This window comes from Serratia liquefaciens ATCC 27592 (assembly GCF_000422085.1).
In the GTDB taxonomy this organism is placed as follows: domain Bacteria; phylum Pseudomonadota; class Gammaproteobacteria; order Enterobacterales; family Enterobacteriaceae; genus Serratia; species Serratia liquefaciens.
Genome location: NC_021741.1, coordinates 2,093,238 through 2,115,967 on the forward strand (window position 1 = coordinate 2,093,238; position 22,730 = coordinate 2,115,967).

Here is a 22,730-nt window from a genome sequence, read left to right on the forward strand (position 1 = left end):
CTATCAAAAAATGAATTTTTATTATTCACTCCGCCTTGGTGGCGTCAGGGTGATTCTTGCCTTCCTCGATAAAATCTTCGTCGATCTCATCGGTGGTTTCTGCACTGTCGCGGCCGGAAAGAATATTCCAGCAGGCGATGAACAGGGCGGCGATCAATGGGCCGATAACGAAGCCGTTAATACCGTAAATCTCCATGCCACCCAAGGTGGAAATCAGGATCAGGTAGTCCGGCATTTTGGTGTCTTTGCCGACCAACAGCGGGCGAAGAATATTGTCGACCAACCCGATGATCACCACGAAGAAACCGACCAGGAACAGGCCCTTCCACAGCATGCCGGTGGCGAAGAAATAGATGGCTGCCGGTACCCAGATAATGGCGGAACCCACCGCAGGGATGATGGACAGGAATGCCATCAACGCGCCCCACAGCAGACTGCCGTCGATCCCGGTGAAGTAAAATGCCAGACCGCCAAGCGCACCTTGCACCACGGCCACGACCACCGTGCCTTTCACCGTCGCGCGCGACACGGCAGCGAATTTCACAAACAAATGGTGTTTAACGTGCTGGGATAACGGCAGGGCTTCGAGCGTCAGATTGACCAGATAAGGGCCGTCTTTGAGCAGGAAGAACAGCAGATACAGCATGACGCCAAAACCCACGGCGAAGTTGAAGGTGCCTTTACCAATCAAAAAGACGCTGCCGGCCAGGTATTGGCCGCCCTTGAGTGCCACTTCGGAAAGCTGTTTCTGTATTTCCGCGGCGCTGTCCAGATTATGTTCCGCCAGAAAATGCCGTGCCCATCCGGGGAGCAATTTCAGGGTGTCGGCAACAATAACCGGGAACTGCGTGTTATTGGTCTGCAGCTTGGTGTAAACGACGTTCAGTTCAATCGCCAATGAGGAAGCGATGATCGCCAAAGGCGTAAAGACGATCAAACAGATCACCGCGAGCGTTATCAATGAAACCAGGCCGTTTCGGTCGCCCAGATACTGTTTAAGTTTTTGTTTCACAGGGTGGAAAATCACCGCCAGGATGATAGCCCACAGCACAGATGAGTAGTAGGGACCCAAGACGTCCATAAAAGCAGCGGTAACGATAAAAAGGATCAGAAGAAAGAATCCCTTTGAAATACCTTTAGACATCATACCCGTCCCTCAGATGATAGATTTTGCCGGTGGATCTCGGTATTCACCGGCATTGACACTTCTTGAAGAATAAACCCTATCATCACAAACGGTTAACAGGTAGCGGATTTTATCGGTGAACAGTTAATAGAATTTACTAATAGTGCCTCATGTTATGAGGACATGAAGCTGATGAAACGGTGGCAGGGCATGCATTGCCTAGGCTCAGGTTTTCGATGCGAGCGCCAGTGCCAGGATACTGCCCAACAGCGCGGCGGCCAGCACCATACCCGCGGGCGCAGACCAACCGGCATAGGCAACAAGCGCACTCAGTACGATGGGGCCGATCACCTGACCGAGATAAATGCCTTGCATCACCAGCCCCAGGCTCAACGGGATCAAACCCGGCTCTGGCGCCGCCGCCGGAGTGGCGGCCAGAATGGTGGCGGGCATCATGCCGCCAATGGCGCTAAATACTAAGCACAGCGGGATCAGTAAAGCGTTTGGTGTAACGGACAGGAAAACGCCGGTACCGGCAAGCCCCATCAGCAGGCTGACAACAGCGAGCAGAGTTCGAGCCCGCAGACCGCGTGAAAGCAGTACCCCAGCTGCAAGATTGCCGAGGATATTTACGGCTATCACCGCCGCGCTGATCCCACCGGCGGTAGCCAGCGTCAGCCCGATGCGCTGCATCAGGAAAATCGGCAGAAAGGCCATCACGGCGAAGAACTGCAGGTTATAGGTAGTAAATATCAAGGCCAGCAGCAGGGGCTGCCGTGCGCGCAGGATGCTGACCAACGCCTGACGCAGTTTAAAGGCAACAGTGGAAGACGTGGTGACAGCGGCTCGCGGAGTGGTGAATGGCAGCAGTAGCGCGGCCAGCAGGGTGAGGATACCGCCGGCGATCCAGCTTTGTTGCCAGTTGCTAAAATGCGGGCCGAAAAACAGCGAAATGGCCATGCCCGCCGGCATAAAGGTGCTCCAAATACTGAAGACCAGATTACGTTTTTGCGCTGAAACCACGCGTGTGAGCACGGTTGGCGCTGAGACCACGACGATAACGAAACCTATCCCTTCAATCGCGCGGGTGACGATCAAACCGATGAAGTTGTGTTGAGCCGCGCCAACGAAGCTGGCGGCGCTGACGATCACCAATCCCAGCCCCAACAAACGCCGGTCGCCCCAGCGGCGCACCAGCAGGCCGGCGGCGATGCCACCGAACACGCCGATAAAAGGAAAGGCCGAAATGATCCAGCTCAGCGACTCCAGCGAACGGCCGAATTCGCGTTGCAGCTCCGGTAAGGCAATAGTCGCTTTACCCACGTGCAGGGCAACGGCAATACCGGCGAGCACCACATTGGCGATAGCCGGCCAGTGAGTGGTCGGGGTATCGAGGGTTGTGTTCAGCGTTTCAGGTTTGATGGCGGACATGGCGGTCTCCAGCGACGACAAAGACCAGACTATGCGCCTGGGCGCGACTAGCGGCAGTTCAATTATTGCTCTGTTTTTTGGCGCAACCGCATATTTCGAGCTTAATTGCGCAATCGCACTGGAAACGTTGGTACACCATCGCAGAGCCGCTGTTTATCGGGGCACGTCTTTAAGCCGGGGAATGGCCTTGGCTTAGGTACTGCGTATAAGAAGATGCCGATAGTATTTCCGCATCAGATGGATTGATATCTGGCTCCATATAAAGACGGGGATCGTGACCGTGACCAGGATCTGCAGCAAACGCCCCATTTCGCCCTCGCTATGTGGGTAAATAAAATGGGATAGGTGAATAAATAGCCAAATCAACGCGATGTAGATCATCAAACCAGCCCAGCCCTCCCAATGGCGAAAAGTTCTAAAATAGGCATCGCGGTAATTACGATTTCGTATCCTGCGGGGTAGTGTCTGCAGCTCTGGGATTTGGCGTCGCGACCAATATATTTTCATGGCAACCTCCTGTTGCTAAGATGCATATGATATTCATTCGCAACAATGTCTGCAATCTGCCTGGCTACGACTTGGCCGCTCGGGAAGTAGCTTGCCAATGATCAATATCATTGAAGGCGATTGCGCGTCTGAATAACACTGGAGCCCCTATTCAAGGAGAAAAAGATGTACAGCGACAACGAGAAAAAGTTCTATATCATTCTGAACCGCAACCACGAACCGGCCACCTTATTTAACGCTTCCTGCCATTTAACCGCCGGCATTACCGATCTGATCGAACAGCGTGAATTCGACCATTATCCCAGCGCTATCGAAGGCGTAAGCGCCAATATGAGTCATTATCCGATCGTGATCCTGCAGGCGAAAAACAGCAGCCAGCTCAGCAATCTGATGCTCAAATGCAAGGAGGAAGGGGTGTTAGCCAACTTCTTTACCACCACCATGCTGTCACACTCCGCTGAACAGCAAATTGCCGATACCGCCAATACCGAGTATGACAAGCTGGAGTTCGTTGGGGTGGCGCTGTACGGGGATAGCGAACAACTTAAGCCGCTGACGAAGAAATTCTCCGTTTACCGTTGAGGCTTCTACCGTTGAGGCTTCCCTCCGCGCTGGGTGATTAACGCGCCCGATCACACAAATCCCGCATCGGCTTTCTTTTAACCTGCCTGCCATGATAGTTTCTATCAAAACAGTGATGGGAATGATTATGGCGGGCAAAAAAACGACGCTGGCAGCTATCGCCAGAGAGGCGCACGTCGGTGTCGCGACGGTCGATCGAGTGATCAACCAACGCGCGCCGGTGCGGCCGGAAACCGAGCGTAAAGTCATAGCCGCGGCACAAAAGCTGGGGTTTGCGCTGGAGAAATCCCACCGGCTGTTTGAAGCCGCCAGACAGCCTGCCGTGCGCCTCAAAATGGGTTTTATCCTGCTGAAAAAGGAGCATTCATTCTACTCGCAGCTGGCGGAAAGCTTGCTGGAGCAGGCTATGCCTTATCACGATCGCGAGAGTCCGCCGCAGTTTATTTTTCATGATATTAGCGCGGTCAGCGACACCGCCGCCGCCATTACGCAGTTAAGCCAGAGCGTGGATGTTATCGGGGTGTTGGCGCTGGATAATCCGATGATCCGCTATGCGGTTGAAGAAGCCACTCGCCAGGGCGTGAAGGTGTTCACGCTGCTGTCCGATCTGTCGGTACACTGCCGCGCCGGTTATATCGGGTTGGACAATCAACAGGCCGGCCGTACGGCCGCCTGGGCAGTGGAGCGTCTGTGCCGGCGGCACGGCGAAGTGGGGGTGATCATCGGTGACAACCGCTTTCAGTGTCAGGAAACCTGTGAAAGCAGCTTCCGTTCTTATCTGCGTGAGCATTTAAGTACGCAGCGGGTGCTTGAGCCGGTCCGCAGTCATGAACAGGCCGAAAGTGCCAGGCAAGTAACTCGTACTCTGCTGGAGCAGCATCCGAACCTGGTCGCTCTGTATGCACCCTGCGGCGGCGTGGAGGGAATCATTGCCGCATTGCGCGAGAGCGGCAGGCAGCATGAGGTCATGCTGATTTGCCATGGCCCGGTTGAGGGGGGCGAGATGGCGTTGATTGACGGCACTTTGGATCTGATGTTGAGGCACAGGATCCAGGAATTCGCCGCCTCGATCGTCAACACCTTTATTTCTGCCGCCAGCGGCGACGCTTCCGGGTTTACCCACTGCATCAACCGTTTTGATCTGATCACCAAAGAAAATATCTGATTACCGGCTCCCGCCCCGGGAGCCAATTCCCTCGCTAAAAATACCGCACTCCCGTGAAGTCACGGCCTGTCTATATTTGATAGAAAAACATCATTTTATCTATCAAAAATAACGCGATCGCCATCAAAAAATGAAAATTCCATCATTGTTGGTTTCGAAATTTTCGTTTGATACTGGCGCTACACAACACCAAGAGACGGACTGAAAAATGACTTTGCCTATTGCCAACGCTCCCTGCAGCTGGGGAGTGGATGATCCTAAAAATCCTGACCTACCGCCTTATAGCAAAGTGCTGCAGGAAGCGAGCGCAGCAGGTTATCACAGCATTGAACTGGGGCCCTGGAGCTATCTGCCCACTGATGCCGCAACTCTGACCGCAGAGTTGCAACGCTATTCGTTGTCGCTGGTGGGGGGCACCATTTTTGATGATTTGGTCAGCGAGCATAACTTCGAGCACATACTGGCACTGACCCACAACATATGCCGCAACCTCTCGCAGGCGCCCCAGGCGCAACCCATTTGCGAGGGCCATTTTTCACCGCCGTATCTGGTGATTATCGACTTCGGCAATCCGCAACGGGCCAGGTTTGCCGGGCAATCAATGCAGGCACCGCGACTGGATACAGCCGATTGGAACAGGATGATCGGCCATATTATTGCCGTTAGCGAGATTGCCTGGCAGGAATATGGGGTACGACCGGTGGTACACCCGCACGCCGGAGGTTGTATTGAGTTCGCTGATGAAATCGAACTGCTGGCCGCGCAGATCCCGCACCACACTGCGGGGTTGTGTCTGGATACCGGACATCTGTACTACTCCGGCATGGATCCGCTCACCTGGCTCGAGCGCTACTTCTCCCGGATTGATTATCTGCATTTCAAAGACGTTAACCCGCAGGTGTTCCGCAATGTGTTGGAGCGTGGTTTGGATTTCTTTACCGCCTGCGCGCAAGGGGTTATGTGCCCGCTGGGGAAGGGAGCGATTGATTACCCTGCCGTGCGCGACTTATTGGCTGCGCGCGGCTATCAGGGGTGGATCACCATTGAGCAGGAACGGGATCCGCGTCAGGCGCAAGGCAGCCTGCGCGACGTAACGGATAGCCTTACTTATTTACGCAGCGTCGGTTTTTAATCAGGAGCAACGAGATGATTAACGGTATTAAACCTCTGGAAAGATCTCTGCGGTGGGGCATGGTGGGCGGCGGGGGTACCAGTCAGATCGGTTATATCCATCGTTCTGCGGCATTGCGCGACGGCACTTTCACCTTACTGGCCGGCGCGTTTGACATTGACGCATCGCGCGGGCGCAGCTTTGGGCAAAGCCTGGGCGTGGCAGCGGAGCGCTGTTATCCGGATTACGCCACGTTATTCCGTGAAGAAGCCGCCAGGGCGGACGGCATAGAGGCGGTTTCCATCGCTACGCCAAACAATACCCATTTCGCTATTTGCCAGGCGGCGCTGGAAGCCGGCCTGCACGTGGTGTGCGAAAAACCCCTGTGTTTCACGGCGCAGGAGGCGCAAGCACTGGTGGAACTGAGCCAAAGGCAGCATAAAATTATCGGTGTTACCTACGGCTATGCCGGGCATCAACTGATCCTTCAGGCGCGTCAGATGATTGCCGATGGCCAACTGGGTGAGATCCGTATCATCAACATGCAGTTCTCTCACGGGTTCCATGCCGCGCCGGTGGAACTGGACAATCCCAGCACGCGTTGGCGGGTGGACCCGCGTTTTGTCGGCCCCAGCTATGTATTGGGTGATTTGGCCACCCATCCGTTATTCCTGGCGGAAACCATGGTGCCGCAGTTGAAGATCAAACGGTTGATGTGCAGCCGCCAGAGCTTTGTCAAAACTCGTGCGCCGCTGGAAGACAATGCCTATGTACTGATGGAGTACGATAATGGCGCTGTCGGTTCAATGTGGTGTTCGGCAGTTAACAGCGGTTCTATGCATGGCCAAAAGGTGCGTATTGTGGGGGAAAAGGCCAGCCTGGAATGGTGGGACGAACAGCCTAACCAACTGCGCTTTGAAGTGCAGGGCGAGCCGGTGCGTATTCTGGAGCGTGGTATGTCCTACCTCGATCCTATGGCATTGGCGGAGGATCGCATCGGCGGCGGTCATTCCGAAGGGCTGTTCGAGGCCTGGTCGAATCTTTACCGGCGCTTTGCGTTGGCGATGGACGCCACCGACCGGCGAGACGAGGCGTTTCTGGCTGGTTTTTGGTACCCCGACGTGCATGCCGGCGCGATGGGGGTACGCTGGGTGGAAAACTGCGTGCGCTCCGCCGATGCCGATGCCAGTTGGGTGGCGTTCCGCTAATCATTTCGACTGATGTATTTTCTGCCATATCGATGTACCGGCAACTTATCCTCAGCGGTAATGGGGGGTTCTGTGGTTCGCTTCATTAGATAAAACTTTAAATTCTGTTAAGTTACTTATTAGCGTAATCACAAGGAGAGAACGATGTTAGAGCAATATTACCCGGCCACCATGAGTTCCAAACCTATCACGGACGAACAGCATAAAAGGCTGGTGGCAGTGCAAGCGGCACTGGAGTTGATCAAGGCGACGCTGTCTGACACCAATGACGGCAACGGCGTAGACTTCCAGCTTAAGGCCGCTGAAAAGCACGTTGGCCCGTTGGCCGATGCCATTCAGGAAGCGCTGAAGTAAATCTTCATGCTTATCATCAACCGCCCAAGGGCGGTTTTTTTATGTCGCTTAAACGCAAAAAATCAGATTATTTGCCTGGTGATGCAGGGGGAAAGGGGGCAAAATTCAGCTCAGGATTGACTTAAGCAATAGCGAAGGAGAAGCATTGATGAAGGATGTGCATATCGCACTGTCGGGTGGCTGCGTGCGGTTGGCCTACCCGGGAGAAAACGTACTGGATTTTGCCGATAGCCTATCGTTTGGGCCGCTGTATGGGCTGGATGATGATCAGGCCCTGCAAGCCCGATGCCGCTGGTTGCGCGATCTGCACCAATCTGTTCATGCTCCCGAGTGGGATACCTCTGAAGCTTTGCCGCTGGCGATGACCACGTTAAAAATGCAACTCGCTGCTGTAACCGGGCAGGTGACGTTGTGGGCTGGTGCCAATCCCGACGAGCAACTGATGCTGCGCGCACTGTTGCCGTTGCTGGGGGAACGTCGCGTTTTCGTGGTTAACGTAACCGAACACACCGGGCGGGTTGCCACCAACTGGTGCCCGGCAGAAATGCTGGAACCACTGTGGATCTTGCGGCGCGAGCTTTCTGAGGAAGAGAAAGCCAGGCTGATTGCCGATTGGCATCGCCTGTTGGCGGAAAACTCACTGGTACGGATTTTTGCGGAAAACCGCGTGCAGGGGCAGGCGCTCGATTTCCATGACCGTCCGTTGTTAGATGCTTGCCCGAATGACTATACCCAGGGCTCACGGGTGGTCGGTGATGCGATGGTAAATTCACCGTATCCGGTGGGGGATACCTTTTTGAATTTCCGATTGTATGCCCTGATTGAACAAGGAGTGGTGCAGGCGCAGAACGCCAGCTTGAATATGAACCGGATCCAGGTCAAACAGGCTTAAAACTCACCTATCCCACGGGTTATTTTTTTGTGCTCAGAGGCAGATAAACCCCGTTAAAGCGGTTTAATCTGTCATGTAAATAGGATTATACTGCGCCATTGACTGTACAAATAAACAGGTGAATGGAATGGTGCTGGCTCTGAAGGGTGAAAAGATTGCTCGTAACCGGTTTACCGGTGAGAAAGTCGAAAATGGCAGCTTTATTAACTGCGATTTCTCGGGCGCCGACCTGACCGGCACCGAATTTATCGACTGCCAGTTTTACGACCGCGAGAGCCAGCAGGGCGGTAACTTCAGCCGCGCCGTGCTCAAGGACGCCAGCTTCAAGAATTGCGATCTGTCGATGGCAGATTTTAGAAATGCCAACGCTTTAGGCATCGAAATTCGTGAGTGCCGGGCTCAGGGCGCAGACTTCCGCGGTGCCAGCTTTATGAACATGATTACCTCGCGCACCTGGTTTTGCAGTGCCTACATCACCAAAAGCAACCTGAGTTACGCCAACTTTTCCAAAGTGGTGCTGGAAAAGTGTGAGCTGTGGGAAAATCGCTGGAACAGCGCGCAAATCCTCGGTGCGACCTTTAGCGGCTCAGATCTGTCCGGCGGCGAGTTTTCCTCCTTCGACTGGCGTGCTGCCAACTTTACCCATTGTGATCTGACCAACTCTGAACTGGGTGAGTTGGATCTGCGCGGAACCGATCTGCAGGGCGTGAAGTTGGACAGTTACCAGGTGTTCCAGCTAATGGAACGCCTGGGCATTGCCATTATCGGCTAAGGCGACGATCCCGCAAAGGGCAATCAGGCCTTGCTGGGCGGGGGTGGGGCTGCAGAATCTGGGAAATAATAAGCAGGGCGTATAAATATAATGTTAAATATTCCTTGCTTAAATAATCTAGCTATGTGTAAATAGCGTCATCGGTTTGTAGTACAGACCTTATGAAAGCAGTTTTAGTAAAGCAGTTCTCAGTATTAGTGATATCCCATAGATAGCTCTTCTCCCGCGAATTTCCTTCTCTAGTGCCCAATAAGTTTCCAATAAAAACAGACCTCTATCGCCATATGGCGTCTCAAAAATATAAAGGAAATATCTATGTCTAATAAAATGACTGGTTTGGTAAAATGGTTTGATGCAGGTAAAGGTTTTGGTTTTATCTCTCCGGAAGATGGCAGCAAAGACGTGTTCGTACACTTCTCCGCTATCCAAAGCAATGATTTCAAAACGCTTGATGAAGGTCAGCGCGTTGAGTTCACTGTCGAAAACGGTATGAAAGGCCCGTCTGCAGGCAACGTAGTCGTTTTATAATTTCAAGGTAGTGCTTTATTTCTTGCGATAGCGATGATGGTTTAAGCCGGAGCAGATGAGAAATAAAATAATTGCCTGAATAAACTCCGGGATTACCCGGAGTTTATCTAAAATAATTAGCTTCACCATTTTCAATAACTGAAGTTATTGGCAACAGAAAAGAAGATTGGCCCATAAAGTTATAAGTCCGATCCAGTCTATTTTTCTGTTGTGAAAAAGTTGTGCTTAGGCTGCGTAAGGTTGGAGTGTTCGATGGACGCTTACGCCATAACATGACGGTCGGGAAAGTAACCGACAAACATTGATGACCCTGGCCGAAAGCCGGGGTTTTTTATGCCTGCTGCTCCGGTAAACAGGCTGGACCAGAATGAAGCAGGCCAGCCTGGCGTGACCGTTAGCCGCGCTGGGAATCCAGCACTTCGTTATTCTTCACCACGTCCTGAGCTTTAACATAGCTTTCAATCAGCAACTGATATGCCGGGAAGATTTTGGTGTAAACCTCAGCCCATTGCTGTGCATCCTCGCGGTTCCAACTGCCCTGCAGTTCAGAGGCCACGCCGGCGGTATCGATCGGTACCACTCCGGCCTGCACCACTCGCGCCATAGTAATCTCCTGCGCCATTTTAGAGTAGGTGCCGGAGGCGTCGATAACGGCAAAGACCTTATAACCCTCTGCCACGGCGCTGATCGACGGGAAGGCCATGCAAACGCTGGTGATGGTTCCGGCGATAATCAGGGTTTTACGCCCGGTTGCTTTTACGGCTGCAACAAAATCTGGATTATCCCAGGCGTTGATTTCGCCTTTGCGCGCCACATATTGCGCATGCGGTGCATTTTGGTGGATTTCGGGGATCAAGGGGCCGTTAGGACCCTGTGGAACGGAAGCCGTGGTAATGACCGGCAATTTGCTTAGCGTAGCGATACTGGCCAGTGCGCCAGCGCGAGCGCGCAGTTCAGTCATCGGCATATCGCCGACGGTTTGGAACAGGCCGCTCTGGTGGTCAATCAACAACATCACCGCGTCATTGGCATCAATAACAGGACGCTGGCCATTAAAGTTTGCTGGAGAGCTCATCTTTCTTTCCTCTGTGATCGGGACGTAGACAACAATTAACTTTGTTTAACCAAGGGTTAATCTCAGTGCTTGTTAACAGTGTAGGGCCAGAGGAAAATTCCACTAGAGGGCTAACTCAGGATGCATCGTTCTATAAAAAGAACAATAAGGCCAGGGGCAGGCGATTATTTAAGCGCTGAACTAAACTTAAACAGCATAACAAACATGCGGAAAGGCCCTGGCAGGGAGCGCCACTTTGTTCACCAGCGCAATGCGGAGGGCTGTAATCATGGCTTATCATCATATCGTTGTGGCAACCGATCTCAGCGAAGACGCTGAATTTTTGCTCGGCAAAGGCGCCAAGTTAGCAAGCGCACTGAATGCCAGGCTATCGCTGATTTATATCGATATCCACCGTGGCGGCTATTACGCTGAGCTGGGCGTGGGTGAATACAACTACACCGACCGAACTTTTTCGGAGCGTGTCAAAAACATGCTGAATGCGATCAAGGATCAGTCGTCTTACCCGGTTGAAGAGGTGATTATCAGCCGCGGCGAACTGACGGAAGAATTGAACCGGGCGGCGAAAGAGAAAGGCATTGATCTGATTATCTTTGGCCATCATCACGATATCTGGAGCAGATGGATATCTTCGGCCCGGCAGGCGATCAATAACCTTAACGTTGACCTGTTGGTGATCCCCATTGCGAAGTAATGAACCTCGCCAACTGCACTAACGCGACGGTACGGGACTTATTGATAGGTGATAATGCGCGTTGGCAATAGTCACTGATATGAATTTTATTAACCCTATCAAATGCTTGGCTTAATTCCGATAATGCCTGACCTAGCGCATTGAATTCGCACTGAATACCTCTTTGTGATTAATAAACCGCACATTTTGACTGTCACTCGTCGTCCATGAGTTTTATCCTCGAACCATTAGGATTTGTATGATTTATAGAAATACATTCACATGGAGGAGGTCTCATGCGTTTTGACAATAAAGTGGTAGTGATCACCGGTGCAGGCAATGGGATGGGAGAGGCGGCAGCGCGTCGTTTTTCTGCCGAAGGGGCTACCGTGGTATTGGCTGACTGGGCGAAAGAGGCGGTGGACAAAGTTGCCGCTTCGCTGCCAAAAGGCAAGGCACTGGCGGTACATATTGACGTTTCCGACCACGTTGCGGTTGAAAAAATGATGAATGAGGTGGCCGAAAAATTAGGCCGCATCGACGTGCTGCTCAATAACGCAGGCGTGCACGTGGCCGGCAGCGTATTGGAAACCAGCGTTGCCGACTGGCGACGCATTGCCGGGGTGGATATCGATGGCGTGGTATTCTGTTCCAAATTTGCCATGCCGTATCTGCTGAAAACCAAAGGCTGCATCGTTAACACCGCGTCGGTTTCCGGGCTAGGTGGTGACTGGGGCGCGGCGTACTACTGCGCGGCGAAAGGGGCGGTGGTTAACCTGACGCGTGCCATGGCGCTGGATCATGGCGGTGACGGTGTGCGGGTCAACTCGGTATGTCCGAGCCTGGTGAAAACCAATATGACCAACGGCTGGCCGCAGGAGATCCGCGACAAGTTTAACGAGCGTATTGCGTTAGGCCGAGCGGCGGAGCCGGAAGAGGTGGCGGCAGTAATGGCATTTCTGGCCAGTGACGACGCCAGTTTTATCAATGGTGCCAACATCCCGGTAGACGGCGGGGCGACCGCCTCTGACGGCCAGCCGAAGATTGTTTAAGCGGTAATTTCGGGCCCGGTGGTATACCGGGCCCGATAGCGTTACACCCCAATCCGATCCCGCAGCTGGTAGTAAGCTGCACCAATCGCGGTGAAAGGAATTTGCAGGTTGCGACCGCCGAAGAACGGCAGGTGCGGCAGCTTGGCAAACGCATCGAACCTTTCCGCATCGCCGCGCATCAGCTCGGCAATCAGTTTGCCCGCCAAATGAGTACAGGTCACCCCGTGGCCGCTGTAGCCCTGCATGTAATACACGTTATTTTCCAGCCGACCAAACTGCGGCATGCGCGACAGCGTCAGCAGGAAATTACCGGTCCAGCGATAGTCGAGACGCACGCCTTTGAGCTGCGGGAAAGTTTTCAGCAGCTTTGGCCGGATCAGATTGTCGATATCGTCCGGATCGCGGGCGCCATACACTACGCCGCCGCCGTACAACAGGCGGTTATCGCCGGTGATACGGTAATAATCGAGCAGGTAGTTACAGTCTTCGACGCAGTAATTTTGTGGGATCAGCGATCGCGCCACTTCCGGCGCCAGCGGTTCGGTAGCCACCACCTGGGTGCCGCATGGCATGCTACGTTTCGCCAGCCGCGGTTCCAGCTTATCGCCCAGATAAGCGTTGCCGGCGACAATCACATAACGTGCTGTCACCTGGCCGTTGGCGGTGCTGACGATTGCCGGTTCGCCATGACGGATGTGGGTGACCGCAGACTGTTCGAAGATCCGTCCACCCTGCAGGCGAATGGCTTCGGCTTCACCGAGCGCCAGATTCAGTGGGTGAATATGGCCGCCGCTGTGATCCAGCAGCGCGCCGACGTAGCGCTCGCTATCGACCTCCTGGCGGATACGCTCGGCGTCCAGCAATTCAAGCTGGGTATTGCCGTAGCGCTCCCAGTGCTGTTTTTGTTCGATCAACGCATGATATTGCCGGTTGTTCAGCGCGGCGAAGATGCCGCCAGGGCGATAGTCACATTCGATGGCGTACCGTTGGATACGGCTGCGAATGATCTCTGCGCCTTCAAACATCATGCTGCCGAGCAGGCGGGCGCTTTCGGCGCCATAACGCTGTTCAATGACGTCGATATCGCGGCTGTAGGAGTTCACCAATTGCCCGCCGTTACGTCCGCTGGCACCGAAACCGATGCGGGCAGACTCCAGCACCACCACGTTGTACCCCGCCTCTACCAGAAACAGCGCCGATGACAAACCGGTGTAGCCGCCGCCGACGATACAGACGTCGCATTCAATGGATTCATTCAGCTGCGGGTAGGGCGCGTGGTTGTTGGCCGAAGCCGCATAATAGCTTTTTACGTGTTCAGTCATGATCTCTGCCCTTATTCCAATGAAATCCAGGTGGTTTTCAGCTCGGTGAATTTGTCCAGTGCGTGCAGTGACTTGTCGCGGCCGTTACCGCTTTGTTTGTAACCACCGAAAGGAACGGTCATGTCCCCGTCGTTGTAGTTATTGACGAACACCGTGCCGGCTTTTAGCTGACGCGCCAAACGATGGGCACGGGACAGGTCGCGGGTCCAGATTGCAGCCCCCAGGCCGTAGTCGCTGTCGTTAGCCAACTGCATGGCCTGCTGCTCGCCGCTAAACGAAGTGACCGCCAATACCGGGCCGAAGATTTCGTCGCGCGCCACGCTCATGGCGTTGTCTACCTGGGTGAGAATAGTTGGGCCGAGATAACCGACGTGTTCGCCTTGCGGATGATCGCGACCGTCGAGGAACAGCGCAGCGCCCTGAGTCAAACCCTGTTCGATATAGTCGGCCACTTTCTCGCAGTGGCCCTGATCAATCAGCGTGCCCATCACCGTCGCCGGATCGAGCGGATTGCCTGGTGCAAAGGCTGCTGCATGGCGGCGCAACGCCTGTAAAAATTCTTGCTGTATGCTCTCTTCCACCAACAGCCGAGTACCGGCGATGCACACTTGCCCCTGGTTATAAAAAATCCCGGCGGCAGCGCTTTGCGCGGCCTTATCCAGATCCGGGCAGTCGGCAAAGATGATATTGGCGCTTTTGCCACCGGCTTCCAGCCAGACGCGTTTCATATTGGATTGGCCGGCATAGATCATCAGTTGTTTGGCCACTTGCGTTGAACCGGTGAAGGTCAGCGCGTCGACGTCGTTATGCAGCGCCAGCGCTTTACCGGCATCGTGACCATAACCGGGAACGATATTCAGCACGCCGTCCGGCAGCCCGGCCTGCTGCGCCAGTTGCCCCAGATAGATCGCGCTCAGTGGCGATTTCTCTGAAGGTTTGAGGATCACGCTGTTGCCGGTGGCCAGCGCCGGACCGAGCTTCCAGCAGGCGAGCAATAACGGGAAATTCCACGGCACGATGGCGCCGACCACGCCAATGGGTTCGCGTTCGATTAACGCCAGCGCATCGCTGCCGGTAGGGGCGATTTCGCCATAAACCTTATCGATCGCTTCGGCATACCAACGCAGGCAACGAATAGCACCGGGCACATCATCACGCAGGCTGTGACGAATCGGTTTGCCGGTGTCCAGCGTTTCCAGCAGCGCCAGCTCTTCGTGGTGTTGTTCCATCAATGTCGCCAGCTTGAGCAGCGTCGCCTTGCGTTGCGACGGGGCCGCGCGCGACCAGTCGCCACGCTCAAACACCTCGCGGGCGGCGCTGACCGCCAGGTCAATATCTACGCTGCTTCCTCGGGCCACCTGAGTCAGCTCTCGCTGACCGGCAGGATCCTCCACGGCAAAGGTTTCGCCTTCGGCCGCCTGCTGATAGCGGCCATTGATAAACAGTCGGTTCTCAATATTCAGGGCTTGCGCCCGGTGTTGCCAATACTGCAGGTGGTGGAAGTCCATACCTTGCTCCGTTGATCAGAATGTCGTCGGCGTATGGGCGCTGATAATCCGGCAAATCCGCGCCGACGTGTTGCTGAAACTGTGGGGAATGCCGGTGTTGATGGCGTAGCTCTGGCCGGCCAGCAGGGGATAAGCCTGCCCGTTGACCTGCAGTACGACTTCGCCTTCCAGCAGGGTGCCGATCTCTTCCCCCTGATGCTTGATGCGTTCACCGGTGGTGGTACCCGGCTCATAGGTTTCGATCATCATCGCCAGGGTGCGATTAGGATCGCCGTTGTGGATCAGTTTCATAGAAACCCCCTGGCTGCCAATCTCGATCAGATCCTGGTAGTCGATAACAATCCGTGGCTCGGCCGGCTTCTCCGGTTCGGCGAAAAATGCCGACAGGGACAGCCCGTACACCGTCAGCAGCTTTTGTAAGGTGCTGATGGCCGGACTGACCTTGTCCTGTTCGATGGTGCTGATGGCGCTGTGAGTTAACCCAGACAGTTCGGCCGCGCGGCGCTGCGATAATCCCAATTGCTGGCGGATTTGCGACAGACGTTTGCCCGGTGCCAAGCTGACATCGCTCATGGGCGTTTTTCCTTTTGATAGTTCCGGCAGGCGCTAATGAAACCTTCAAACAGCAGGCGTGACAGGGCATATTCCTCGCTGTTCCATTCCGGGTGCCATTGCACGCCCAGCGCAAAGGGCTGATCGCGCAGGCTGATGGCTTCTACCAACCCGTCGGCGGCGTGAGCTTCGATACGTACGCTGGATCCCAGCGTCTTCGCGCCCTGGCCATGCAGTGAGTTCACCCAGAATCTGTTGCAATCCGGTATCAGTTGCGAGAGTAAGCCCCCTTCCTGAACGATGACTTCGTGGGCAGGGGCATATTGCTGTTCGAGCGGCAGGTCGTGATCTTCACGGTGTTCCAGCAGTTCGGGCAGTTCATACAGCCGGCGGTGCAGGGTACCCTGGGTGGCGACCACCATTTCCTGCATGCCACGGCAAATGGCGAAAAGGGGAATGCGCCTGTCGAGCGAGTGGCGGATCAGCGCCAGGCTCAATTCGTCTCGCCCGGGGTCGGCGTCAGGCTCATCGCCGTTTTCACCATAAAGGTGCGGCTGCACATTACTGGGGCTGCCTGGCAACAGAATGCCATCGAGTTGTGGCAGTAACTCTTCGAGCAGTTTCGGTTCTGCCAGCGCGTGTGGCAGGGCTATCGGCAACCCGCCCGCAGCGATAACGGCATTTAGGTACTTTTCTTGCAAGGTCTGAGTGAGGTGCCCGTTTAACCTATACCTGCACATCACTACGCCGACCACTGGTCTGTTAAATATATTGCCCATGCTGTCCCCTTGGTATGTTCGAAATTATGAACGATAAGCTTCTCCACTGCCGTTTCCGTTCAATATTTTATAAATCTAGCAGTGAGATGGGCAATATTCAAACTAAAAGTAACACTTGCAAAACAATTTTGTTGCATCTATGTTTCATTGGTGGACATTATATTGAGCAAGATGGTCAAAAAACATCGACGGCAATAAGTGTGAGAACCACAGACAAAAACATACATGGCGGGTGAATCATGCAGACCAACATAGTAGAAGTGGAAAACTTTGTTCAGCACCACGAAGAAAAGCGAAGTAGCGCGTTCCAACGTGAAGTGAAGAAGTATCTGGAACGTTATCCATTAACTCAGCACGTTGACGTTCTGTTGACCGACCTTAACGGCAGCTTCCGCGGCAAACGGATACCGGTTGGCGGGCTGAGCAAACTGGAGAAGGGCTGTTACTTCCCGGCGTCGGTGTTTGCGATGGATATTCTTGGCAACGTGGTTGAAGAGGCCGGATTGGGGCAAGAGCTCGGTGAGCCGGACCACATCTGTGTACCGGTGTTGGGCACGCTGACGCCGTCGGCGGCGGATCCACAATATATCGGCCAGGTACTGCTCACCATGCTGGATGAAGATGGTACTCCCTTTGACGTTGAACCGCGCAATGTGCTGAACCGAGTGTGGCAGCGTTTGCGTCAGCGCGGGCTATCCCCCGTAGTAGCGGTAGAGTTGGAGTTCTATCTCATCGATCGTCAGCGTGATTCGGAAGGGTATCTGCAGCCGCCGTGTGCGCCGGGTACGCAGGAGCGTAACACCCAAAGCCAGGTCTATTCGGTAGACAACCTTAACAACTTTGCCGACGTGTTAAGTGAGATAGACGAACTGGCACGCCTGCAGGGACTGCCGGCAGACGGTGCGGTGGCCGAAGCCTCGCCCGGTCAGTTTGAAGTCAATCTGCACCATACCGACAACGTGCTGCAGGCCTGCGACCATGCGCTGGCGTTGAAACGCCTGATCCGCATGGTGGCAGAAAAACACAACATGCAGGCCACCTTCATGGCCAAGCCGTATGAAGAGCACGCCGGCAGTGGCATGCACGTGCATATCAGCATGCTGGACCGCCAGGGCAACAATGTCCTCGCCGATGATGACGGCGAAGACTCTGCATTGTTGAAACAGGCTCTGGCGGGAATGATCGCCCTGATGCCTTCTTCTATTGCGCTGTTGGCGCCGAACGTTAACGCCTACCGCCGCTTCCAGCCGGGCATGTACGTGCCGACTCAGGCATCCTGGGGCCATAACAACCGCACAGTGGCACTGCGTATCCCTTGCGGCGATCGCGATAGCCACCGGGTGGAGTACCGCGTGGCCGGTGCCGATGCCAACCCTTATCTGGTGATGGCGACCATCCTGGCGGGCATCGTCTACGGGCTGGAAACACCGCTGCCGCTGCAAGAGCCGGTAACCGGCAACGGGCTGGAGCAGGACGGACTGCCATTCCCTATCCGCCAGAGCGATGCACTGTATGAATTCGAGCATCAGCCGGTGTTGAATGCGCTGCTGGGTGAAAGGTTCAGCCATGTTTATCTGGCCTGTAAAACGGATGAGCTGGTGCAGTTTGAGCGCCTGATCACCGATACCGAAATCGAGTGGATGCTGAAAAACGCCTGAACCCGCTCATCCTCGATGATACCGCGCGCGTCTGGCGCATTCCGCCGGCTATCCTGTGGCCTGCGAAGCTGCGCGCAGCGGTAAAGCATTTCTTCTACTTGGCGTACAGGACGCCGGCGAGGAAAGAACCATGACAGCCATAACTGTTCCATCAACCTGCGCGGGCGTTTGCCTGTGCCGCAGTAAATATGGGCCTTCCGCTGGCCGCGTTTTTTTGTCTTTGCATCGTCCCTTCCGCCGCCTGAGCAGCAGTTTCCCCGCGGCCTCTCTGAATGACGTTAAACGGTTACCAGCAGAGGACAAAGGGGGGAAACGCCATGGCGATTAATGCGATCGAGGTTAATGAGGCGGCCAAGCCGCAACTGCGTAAAAGCCTGAAGCTGTGGCAAGTGGTGATGATGGGGTTGGCTTACCTGACGCCCATGACGGTGTTTGACACCTTCGGCATTGTCTCCGGCCTGACCGACGGCCACGTCCCGGCCGCTTATCTGTTGGCGCTGGCCGGCGTGTTGTTTACCGCCATCAGCTACGGCAAGTTGGTTCGCAAGTTTCCGACCGCCGGTTCCGCCTATACCTATGCGCAAAAGGCCATTAACCCGCACGTCGGTTTTTTGGTGGGGTGGTCCTCGCTGCTCGACTACCTGTTCCTGCCGATGATCAACACCCTGTTGGCAAAGATTTATCTGACCGCGCTGTTCCCCGAGGTGCCGCCGTGGGTGTGGGTGGTAGGCTTTGTGATCATCATTACCGCCATCAACCTGAAAAGCGTCAATTTGGTGGCTAACTTTAACACCCTGTTTGTTTTGGCCCAGATAGCGATCATCGTGGTGTTTATCTTCCTGGTCGTGCGCGGCTTGCATAACGGTGAAGGACTGGGGACGGTGTGGAGTCTGCAACCCTTCATCAATGAGAATGCGCATTTGCTGCCGATTATCACCGGCGCCACTATTTTGTGCTTTTCGTTTCTCGGCTTCGACGCGGTCACCACCCTGTGTGAGGAAACGCCCGACGCCGCCAAGGTGATCCCGAAGGCCATCTTCCTGACTGCGCTGTACGGTGGGGTGATCTTCATCAGCGTTTCCTTCTTTATTCAGCTGTTCTTCCCATCTATTCAGCGCTTCCATCAACCGGACGCGGCGCTGCCGGAAATCGCGCTGTACGTGGGCGGCAAGCTGTTCCAGTCAATTTTCCTCTGTATTACCTTTATCAATACCCTGGCATCGGGGCTGGCCTCGCACGCCAGCGTTTCGCGACTGCTGTATGTGATGGGGCGGGATAACGTGTTTCCGGAAAAGTATTTCGGCTATATCCACCCGAAATGGCGCACCCCCTCATTGAACGTGTTGCTGGTTGGGCTGGTGGCGCTGTCGGCGCTATCTTTCGATCTGGTCACCGCGACCGCGCTGATCAACTTCGGTGCGCTGGTGGCCTTCACCTTCGTTAACCTGTCGGTGATCAGCCATTTCTACATTCGCGAGGGGCGCAACAAAAGCTGGAAGGACCGATTTAACTACCTGTTCCTGCCGTTGGTGGGGGCGTTAACGGTTGGCGTGCTGTGGCTGAACCTGGAAAAAAGCTCGCTGACCATGGGGCTGATCTGGGCCGGGCTGGGTTTTGCCTACCTGGTATACCTCACCCGGCGTTTCCGTCAGCCGCCGCCGCAGTTTGAACGGCAGCCGCAGCAATAAGGCCAAGGCGGTTGATGAACCCATCCAGGGGTAAATCGGTGGGGGGCGGCCATCTTCGCCCCGATTCAACTCATTGATTATGCAATAGGGCGCAGCATGCAGCGCCCCCACCAGGAAACGATAGGCACTCCGAGGCGGGCTTTCCCGCCTTTCTTTTTTTATCACCGGGCAGTAGAGTGAAAATCCTGATAAAAAATAACTGATTGGAACGCTTTCATGTCTTCTCTGCCCGCCCAATATAAAGCCACCTTGCTCGGTCTGTTGGCGATCCTGCTGTGGAGCAGCGTGGTTGGCCTGATACGCAGCGTCAGCGAAGGGCTGGGGCCGATTGGCGGGGCAGCAATGATCTACAGCGTCAGCGCGGTATTTTTGCTGTTGGCGCTGCGCATGCCGAATTTACGCCTGTTCCCACGCCCCTACCTGCTCCTCGGCAGCCTGCTGTTTGTCAGCTATGAAATCTGCCTGTCGTTGTCTTTGGGCTATGCCAATACCCGTCTGCAAGCGATTGAAGTGGGAATGATCAACTACCTGTGGCCCTGTTTCACCGTGCTGATGGCCCTGGTGTTTAATGGGCAAAAAGCCAAGTGGTGGCTGCTGCCGGGGCTGTTGCTGTCCTTGTTCGGTATTGGCTGGATCATGAGCGGCGAGGGCGGCTGGTCGCCGGCGCAAATGCTGGAAAACGTGCGCAGCAATCCGCTGAGTTATTCGTTGGCTTTTGGCGGCGCGGTTATTTGGGCGCTGTATTGCAATCTGACCAAGAAAATTGCCCAGGGCCATAACGGCGTGGTGTTGTTCATTACGCTGACCGCCGTGGCACTGTGGTTGAAATATGCATTCAGCAGCGAAAGCGGTATGCAATTCACGTTGCCGGTAACCCTGACGTTGCTGTGCGCGGGCATGGCAATGGGAGCAGGCTATGCGGCGTGGAACGTGGGTATATTGCGCGGCAATATGACGCTGTTGGCGACGGCGTCTTACTTTACGCCGGTGCTGTCGGCGGTGTTTGCTGCGCTGGTGCTGAATACTGCACTGACCGCCAATTTTTGGCAGGGGGTGGTGATGGTCACGGCAGGTTCGTTGATTTGTTGGCGGGCAACCCGAGGAAATTAACGGAAATTATCTGCCTGTCGCCCAATGTTGAACTAGAATTTAACTAGCGATTCTGCCTGAAGGAACATAAAAAATGAGAGACGATATTCAATTCATTCAGCAGCCAGTGATTGACGACGAACGTTTTATGCGCGGTGATACCGTGCGCCTGACCACCGCCAATTTACGTCACGAATACCAGCTTGATGTCAGTATTTTACGCCGGGAAGGCAAACTGATTTTTGGCTCGGTCATCGCCGCTGCACCGAAAGTGGATATCCCGCCCAAAGAGTGGGAGATAGCTCCGGGGCAGGAGGTGGTTTTCCGCCAGGAAAATATTGCCAAAGCACTGCCTTCGGTGAGCTGAGCTTCCCCCATGTGAGGTGTTTTCACGTCCATTGACCGCAGTAGATTTCCAAGAAATGCCGGCGTCTTTTAGCGCCGGCATTTTCATTTCAGCGACAGAGACGGTTACTTTATTTATTGATTACAATTGGCACAAAAAATGCTTTAAAAATCACCGTGCATGACAAAAATCACAGCGATCGTGAATTTGCATGAAACATAATTTGACAAATGTGAACGCAATCGATTACCTATTCGCGAAATGCATAACTGGATCACAGATTCTTACACCCAGTGATTTCTATAATGCGCGCGTCGCCCGAGAGTTTGTAAGCAGAGGCAACGCCAGGTGTCGTCAGACTCATTGTCATCTTTTCTAACGGGCAGGAAATGGCCCTTTAAGCATGTGGTAATAAAATGAAAAAAATAGCTCTCGCAGCAGGTGTACTGCTCGCAGCGTCTTACAGTGCATCTTCAATGGCTGATAGCAAAGACAGCCAATACGTCTCGGATTGGTGGCACCAAAGCGTTAACGTGGTGGGCAGTTACCACACCCGTTTCGGACCTCAGTTGAACAACGATCTGTACCTGGAATATGAAGCCTTCGCCAAAAAAGATTGGTTCGACTTCTATGGCTACATCGACGTGCCTAAATTCTTCGGCGTGGGCAACACCCCTGACCGTGGTATCTGGGACAAAGGTTCTCCGATGTTTATGGAAATCGAGCCTCGCTTCTCCATCGACAAACTGACCGGCACCGATCTGAGCTTTGGCCCGTTCAAAGAGTGGTACTTCGCCAACAACTACATCTATGACCTGGGCCACAACGCCGACGGCCGTCAGAACACCTGGTATATGGGTCTGGGTACCGACATCGACACCGGCTTGCCAATGAGCCTGTCGATGAACATCTATGCCAAATACCAGTGGGAAAACTACCAGGCTGCCAACGAAAACAGCTGGGACGGTTACCGCTTCAAAGTGAAATACTTTGTGCCGTTGACCCAGGTGTGGGGCGGCAATCTGAGCTACATCGGTTTCACCAACTTTGACTTTGGTTCCGATCTGGGCAAAGACGACTTCACCGTGAACGGTCGTCAGGCGCGTACCAGCAACTCTATCGCTTCCAGCCATATTCTGGCGTTGAACTACGATCACTGGCACTACTCGTTCGTAGCCCGTTACTTCCATAACGGCGGCCAGTGGCAGGACGGCGTGGATATCGGCACTCCTCAGGGGCCAATCAAATCTACTGGCTGGGGTTACTACATCGTGGCCGGTTATAACTTCTGATTTTCCGTGGTATCAGAAAC

22 protein-coding genes are annotated in these 22,730 nt (G+C 54.4%); 15 read left to right on the forward strand and 7 right to left on the reverse strand.

Annotated features, from left to right (window positions below; genetic code table 11):
* Positions 1–25: 25 nt before the first annotated feature.
* Together M495_RS09795 and M495_RS09800 are read right to left on the reverse strand one after the other, a co-directional pair.
* Positions 26–1,147: an AI-2E family transporter gene (locus M495_RS09795; protein WP_020826483.1), complete on the reverse strand. Its 1,122-nt coding sequence runs from the start codon at positions 1,145–1,147 to the stop codon at positions 26–28.
* Positions 1,148–1,351: 204 nt separating this feature from the next.
* The gene (locus M495_RS09800) at positions 1,352–2,557 is read right to left on the reverse strand and encodes an MFS transporter (protein WP_020826484.1); all 1,206 of its coding nucleotides are present in this window, start codon (positions 2,555–2,557) and stop codon (positions 1,352–1,354) included.
* A gap of 672 nt (positions 2,558–3,229) precedes the next feature.
* On the opposite strand from M495_RS09800, the gene M495_RS09815 reads away from it, so the two are divergent.
* The 8 genes from M495_RS09815 (at position 3,230) to cspE (ending at position 9,676) form a co-directional block, all read left to right on the forward strand.
* A complete protein-coding gene (locus M495_RS09815; RefSeq protein WP_020826487.1) occupies positions 3,230–3,646 on the forward strand; it encodes a DUF2000 domain-containing protein in 417 nt (138 codons plus the stop codon).
* Between the two features lie 127 nt (positions 3,647–3,773).
* Positions 3,774–4,811: a LacI family DNA-binding transcriptional regulator gene (locus tag M495_RS09820; RefSeq protein ID WP_020826488.1), complete on the forward strand. Its 1,038-nt coding sequence runs from the start codon at positions 3,774–3,776 to the stop codon at positions 4,809–4,811.
* 208 nt (positions 4,812–5,019) lie between these two features.
* Positions 5,020–5,943, forward strand: coding sequence for a TIM barrel protein (locus M495_RS09825; protein WP_020826489.1), 924 nt, complete (start codon positions 5,020–5,022; stop codon positions 5,941–5,943).
* A gap of 14 nt (positions 5,944–5,957) precedes the next feature.
* A complete protein-coding gene (locus tag M495_RS09830) occupies positions 5,958–7,130 on the forward strand; it encodes a Gfo/Idh/MocA family protein (RefSeq protein WP_020826490.1) in 1,173 nt (390 codons plus the stop codon).
* A gap of 144 nt (positions 7,131–7,274) precedes the next feature.
* Positions 7,275–7,484: a hypothetical protein gene (locus tag M495_RS09835; RefSeq protein ID WP_020826491.1), complete on the forward strand. Its 210-nt coding sequence runs from the start codon at positions 7,275–7,277 to the stop codon at positions 7,482–7,484.
* Between the two features lie 148 nt (positions 7,485–7,632).
* Complete coding sequence (locus tag M495_RS09840; RefSeq protein WP_020826492.1) at positions 7,633–8,376, forward strand: DUF3658 domain-containing protein; 744 nt, start codon at positions 7,633–7,635, stop codon at positions 8,374–8,376.
* 127 nt (positions 8,377–8,503) lie between these two features.
* The gene (locus M495_RS09845) at positions 8,504–9,148 is read left to right on the forward strand and encodes a Qnr family pentapeptide repeat protein (protein ID WP_020826493.1); all 645 of its coding nucleotides are present in this window, start codon (positions 8,504–8,506) and stop codon (positions 9,146–9,148) included.
* A 315-nt stretch (positions 9,149–9,463) separates the two neighbouring features.
* Positions 9,464–9,676: a transcription antiterminator/RNA stability regulator CspE gene (cspE, locus tag M495_RS09850; protein ID WP_020826494.1), complete on the forward strand. Its 213-nt coding sequence runs from the start codon at positions 9,464–9,466 to the stop codon at positions 9,674–9,676.
* A gap of 394 nt (positions 9,677–10,070) precedes the next feature.
* On the opposite strand, the gene M495_RS09855 is transcribed toward cspE, so the two are convergent.
* Positions 10,071–10,751 (reverse strand): hydrolase, encoded by a 681-nt coding sequence (locus M495_RS09855; RefSeq protein WP_020826495.1) that lies wholly within the window; start codon positions 10,749–10,751, stop codon positions 10,071–10,073.
* A 268-nt stretch (positions 10,752–11,019) separates the two neighbouring features.
* Here M495_RS09855 and M495_RS09860 point away from each other — a divergent pair, with 268 nt between their 5' ends.
* Both M495_RS09860 and M495_RS09865 read left to right on the forward strand, forming a co-directional pair.
* Positions 11,020–11,445: a universal stress protein gene (locus M495_RS09860; RefSeq protein WP_020826496.1), complete on the forward strand. Its 426-nt coding sequence runs from the start codon at positions 11,020–11,022 to the stop codon at positions 11,443–11,445.
* A 275-nt stretch (positions 11,446–11,720) separates the two neighbouring features.
* On the forward strand, positions 11,721–12,476 hold the full coding sequence (locus tag M495_RS09865) for an SDR family NAD(P)-dependent oxidoreductase (RefSeq protein WP_020826497.1): 756 nt from the start codon (positions 11,721–11,723) through the stop codon (positions 12,474–12,476).
* A 41-nt stretch (positions 12,477–12,517) separates the two neighbouring features.
* On the opposite strand, the gene M495_RS09870 is transcribed toward M495_RS09865, so the two are convergent.
* Genes M495_RS09870 through puuD form a run of 4 tightly spaced genes read right to left on the reverse strand, consistent with a single transcriptional unit; the run spans position 12,518 to position 16,637 of the window.
* The gene (locus M495_RS09870) at positions 12,518–13,798 is read right to left on the reverse strand and encodes an NAD(P)/FAD-dependent oxidoreductase (RefSeq protein ID WP_020826498.1); all 1,281 of its coding nucleotides are present in this window, start codon (positions 13,796–13,798) and stop codon (positions 12,518–12,520) included.
* Between the two features lie 11 nt (positions 13,799–13,809).
* Positions 13,810–15,306, reverse strand: coding sequence for an aldehyde dehydrogenase PuuC (gene puuC, locus M495_RS09875; protein WP_020826499.1), 1,497 nt, complete (start codon positions 15,304–15,306; stop codon positions 13,810–13,812).
* 15 nt (positions 15,307–15,321) lie between these two features.
* On the reverse strand, positions 15,322–15,879 hold the full coding sequence (gene puuR, locus M495_RS09880) for an HTH-type transcriptional regulator PuuR (RefSeq protein WP_020826500.1): 558 nt from the start codon (positions 15,877–15,879) through the stop codon (positions 15,322–15,324).
* Positions 15,876–16,637: a gamma-glutamyl-gamma-aminobutyrate hydrolase gene (gene puuD / locus M495_RS09885; RefSeq protein ID WP_041414480.1), complete on the reverse strand. Its 762-nt coding sequence runs from the start codon at positions 16,635–16,637 to the stop codon at positions 15,876–15,878. The genes puuR and puuD overlap by 4 nt, the downstream gene beginning before the upstream one ends.
* A 239-nt stretch (positions 16,638–16,876) precedes the next feature.
* On the opposite strand from puuD, the gene M495_RS09890 reads away from it, so the two are divergent.
* The 5 genes from M495_RS09890 (at position 16,877) to M495_RS09910 (ending at position 22,710) form a co-directional block, all read left to right on the forward strand.
* Positions 16,877–18,295: a glutamine synthetase family protein gene (locus M495_RS09890; RefSeq protein WP_020826502.1), complete on the forward strand. Its 1,419-nt coding sequence runs from the start codon at positions 16,877–16,879 to the stop codon at positions 18,293–18,295.
* Between the two features lie 317 nt (positions 18,296–18,612).
* The gene (locus tag M495_RS09895; RefSeq protein ID WP_020826503.1) at positions 18,613–19,983 is read left to right on the forward strand and encodes an APC family permease; all 1,371 of its coding nucleotides are present in this window, start codon (positions 18,613–18,615) and stop codon (positions 19,981–19,983) included.
* 216 nt (positions 19,984–20,199) lie between these two features.
* Entirely contained in the window at positions 20,200–21,093 is an 894-nt protein-coding gene (gene yddG, locus M495_RS09900; protein ID WP_020826504.1) for an aromatic amino acid DMT transporter YddG, read from the forward strand.
* A 73-nt stretch (positions 21,094–21,166) separates the two neighbouring features.
* Positions 21,167–21,439: a hypothetical protein gene (locus tag M495_RS09905; protein ID WP_020826505.1), complete on the forward strand. Its 273-nt coding sequence runs from the start codon at positions 21,167–21,169 to the stop codon at positions 21,437–21,439.
* A gap of 395 nt (positions 21,440–21,834) precedes the next feature.
* The gene (locus tag M495_RS09910; RefSeq protein ID WP_041414482.1) at positions 21,835–22,710 is read left to right on the forward strand and encodes a nucleoside-specific channel-forming protein Tsx; all 876 of its coding nucleotides are present in this window, start codon (positions 21,835–21,837) and stop codon (positions 22,708–22,710) included.
* The last annotated feature ends 20 nt before the right edge of the window (positions 22,711–22,730 follow it).

Excerpts from the sequence above, each read along its gene's own strand:
- M495_RS09890 (WP_020826502.1), top strand. The coding sequence starts at position 16,877 with ATGCAGACCAACATAGTAGAAGTGGAAAACTTTGTTCAGCACCACGAA.
- M495_RS09835 (WP_020826491.1), top strand. The coding sequence starts at position 7,275 with ATGTTAGAGCAATATTACCCGGCCACCATGAGTTCCAAACCTATCACG.
- M495_RS09845 (WP_020826493.1), top strand. The coding sequence starts at position 8,504 with ATGGTGCTGGCTCTGAAGGGTGAAAAGATTGCTCGTAACCGGTTTACC.
- M495_RS09910 (WP_041414482.1), top strand. The coding sequence starts at position 21,835 with ATGAAAAAAATAGCTCTCGCAGCAGGTGTACTGCTCGCAGCGTCTTAC.
- M495_RS09865 (WP_020826497.1), top strand. The coding sequence starts at position 11,721 with ATGCGTTTTGACAATAAAGTGGTAGTGATCACCGGTGCAGGCAATGGG.
- M495_RS09905 (WP_020826505.1), top strand. The coding sequence starts at position 21,167 with ATGAGAGACGATATTCAATTCATTCAGCAGCCAGTGATTGACGACGAA.
- M495_RS09820 (WP_020826488.1), top strand. The coding sequence starts at position 3,774 with ATGGCGGGCAAAAAAACGACGCTGGCAGCTATCGCCAGAGAGGCGCAC.
- yddG (WP_020826504.1), top strand. The coding sequence starts at position 20,200 with ATGTCTTCTCTGCCCGCCCAATATAAAGCCACCTTGCTCGGTCTGTTG.
- M495_RS09830 (WP_020826490.1), top strand. The coding sequence starts at position 5,958 with ATGATTAACGGTATTAAACCTCTGGAAAGATCTCTGCGGTGGGGCATG.
- M495_RS09800 (WP_020826484.1), bottom strand. The coding sequence starts at position 2,557 with ATGTCCGCCATCAAACCTGAAACGCTGAACACAACCCTCGATACCCCG.
- M495_RS09895 (WP_020826503.1), top strand. The coding sequence starts at position 18,613 with ATGGCGATTAATGCGATCGAGGTTAATGAGGCGGCCAAGCCGCAACTG.
- M495_RS09825 (WP_020826489.1), top strand. The coding sequence starts at position 5,020 with ATGACTTTGCCTATTGCCAACGCTCCCTGCAGCTGGGGAGTGGATGAT.
- M495_RS09870 (WP_020826498.1), bottom strand. The coding sequence starts at position 13,798 with ATGACTGAACACGTAAAAAGCTATTATGCGGCTTCGGCCAACAACCAC.
- cspE (WP_020826494.1), top strand. The coding sequence starts at position 9,464 with ATGTCTAATAAAATGACTGGTTTGGTAAAATGGTTTGATGCAGGTAAA.
- M495_RS09795 (WP_020826483.1), bottom strand. The coding sequence starts at position 1,147 with ATGATGTCTAAAGGTATTTCAAAGGGATTCTTTCTTCTGATCCTTTTT.
- puuR (WP_020826500.1), bottom strand. The coding sequence starts at position 15,879 with ATGAGCGATGTCAGCTTGGCACCGGGCAAACGTCTGTCGCAAATCCGC.
- M495_RS09855 (WP_020826495.1), bottom strand. The coding sequence starts at position 10,751 with ATGAGCTCTCCAGCAAACTTTAATGGCCAGCGTCCTGTTATTGATGCC.
- M495_RS09860 (WP_020826496.1), top strand. The coding sequence starts at position 11,020 with ATGGCTTATCATCATATCGTTGTGGCAACCGATCTCAGCGAAGACGCT.
- puuD (WP_041414480.1), bottom strand. The coding sequence starts at position 16,637 with ATGGGCAATATATTTAACAGACCAGTGGTCGGCGTAGTGATGTGCAGG.
- M495_RS09840 (WP_020826492.1), top strand. The coding sequence starts at position 7,633 with ATGAAGGATGTGCATATCGCACTGTCGGGTGGCTGCGTGCGGTTGGCC.
- M495_RS09815 (WP_020826487.1), top strand. The coding sequence starts at position 3,230 with ATGTACAGCGACAACGAGAAAAAGTTCTATATCATTCTGAACCGCAAC.
- puuC (WP_020826499.1), bottom strand. The coding sequence starts at position 15,306 with ATGGACTTCCACCACCTGCAGTATTGGCAACACCGGGCGCAAGCCCTG.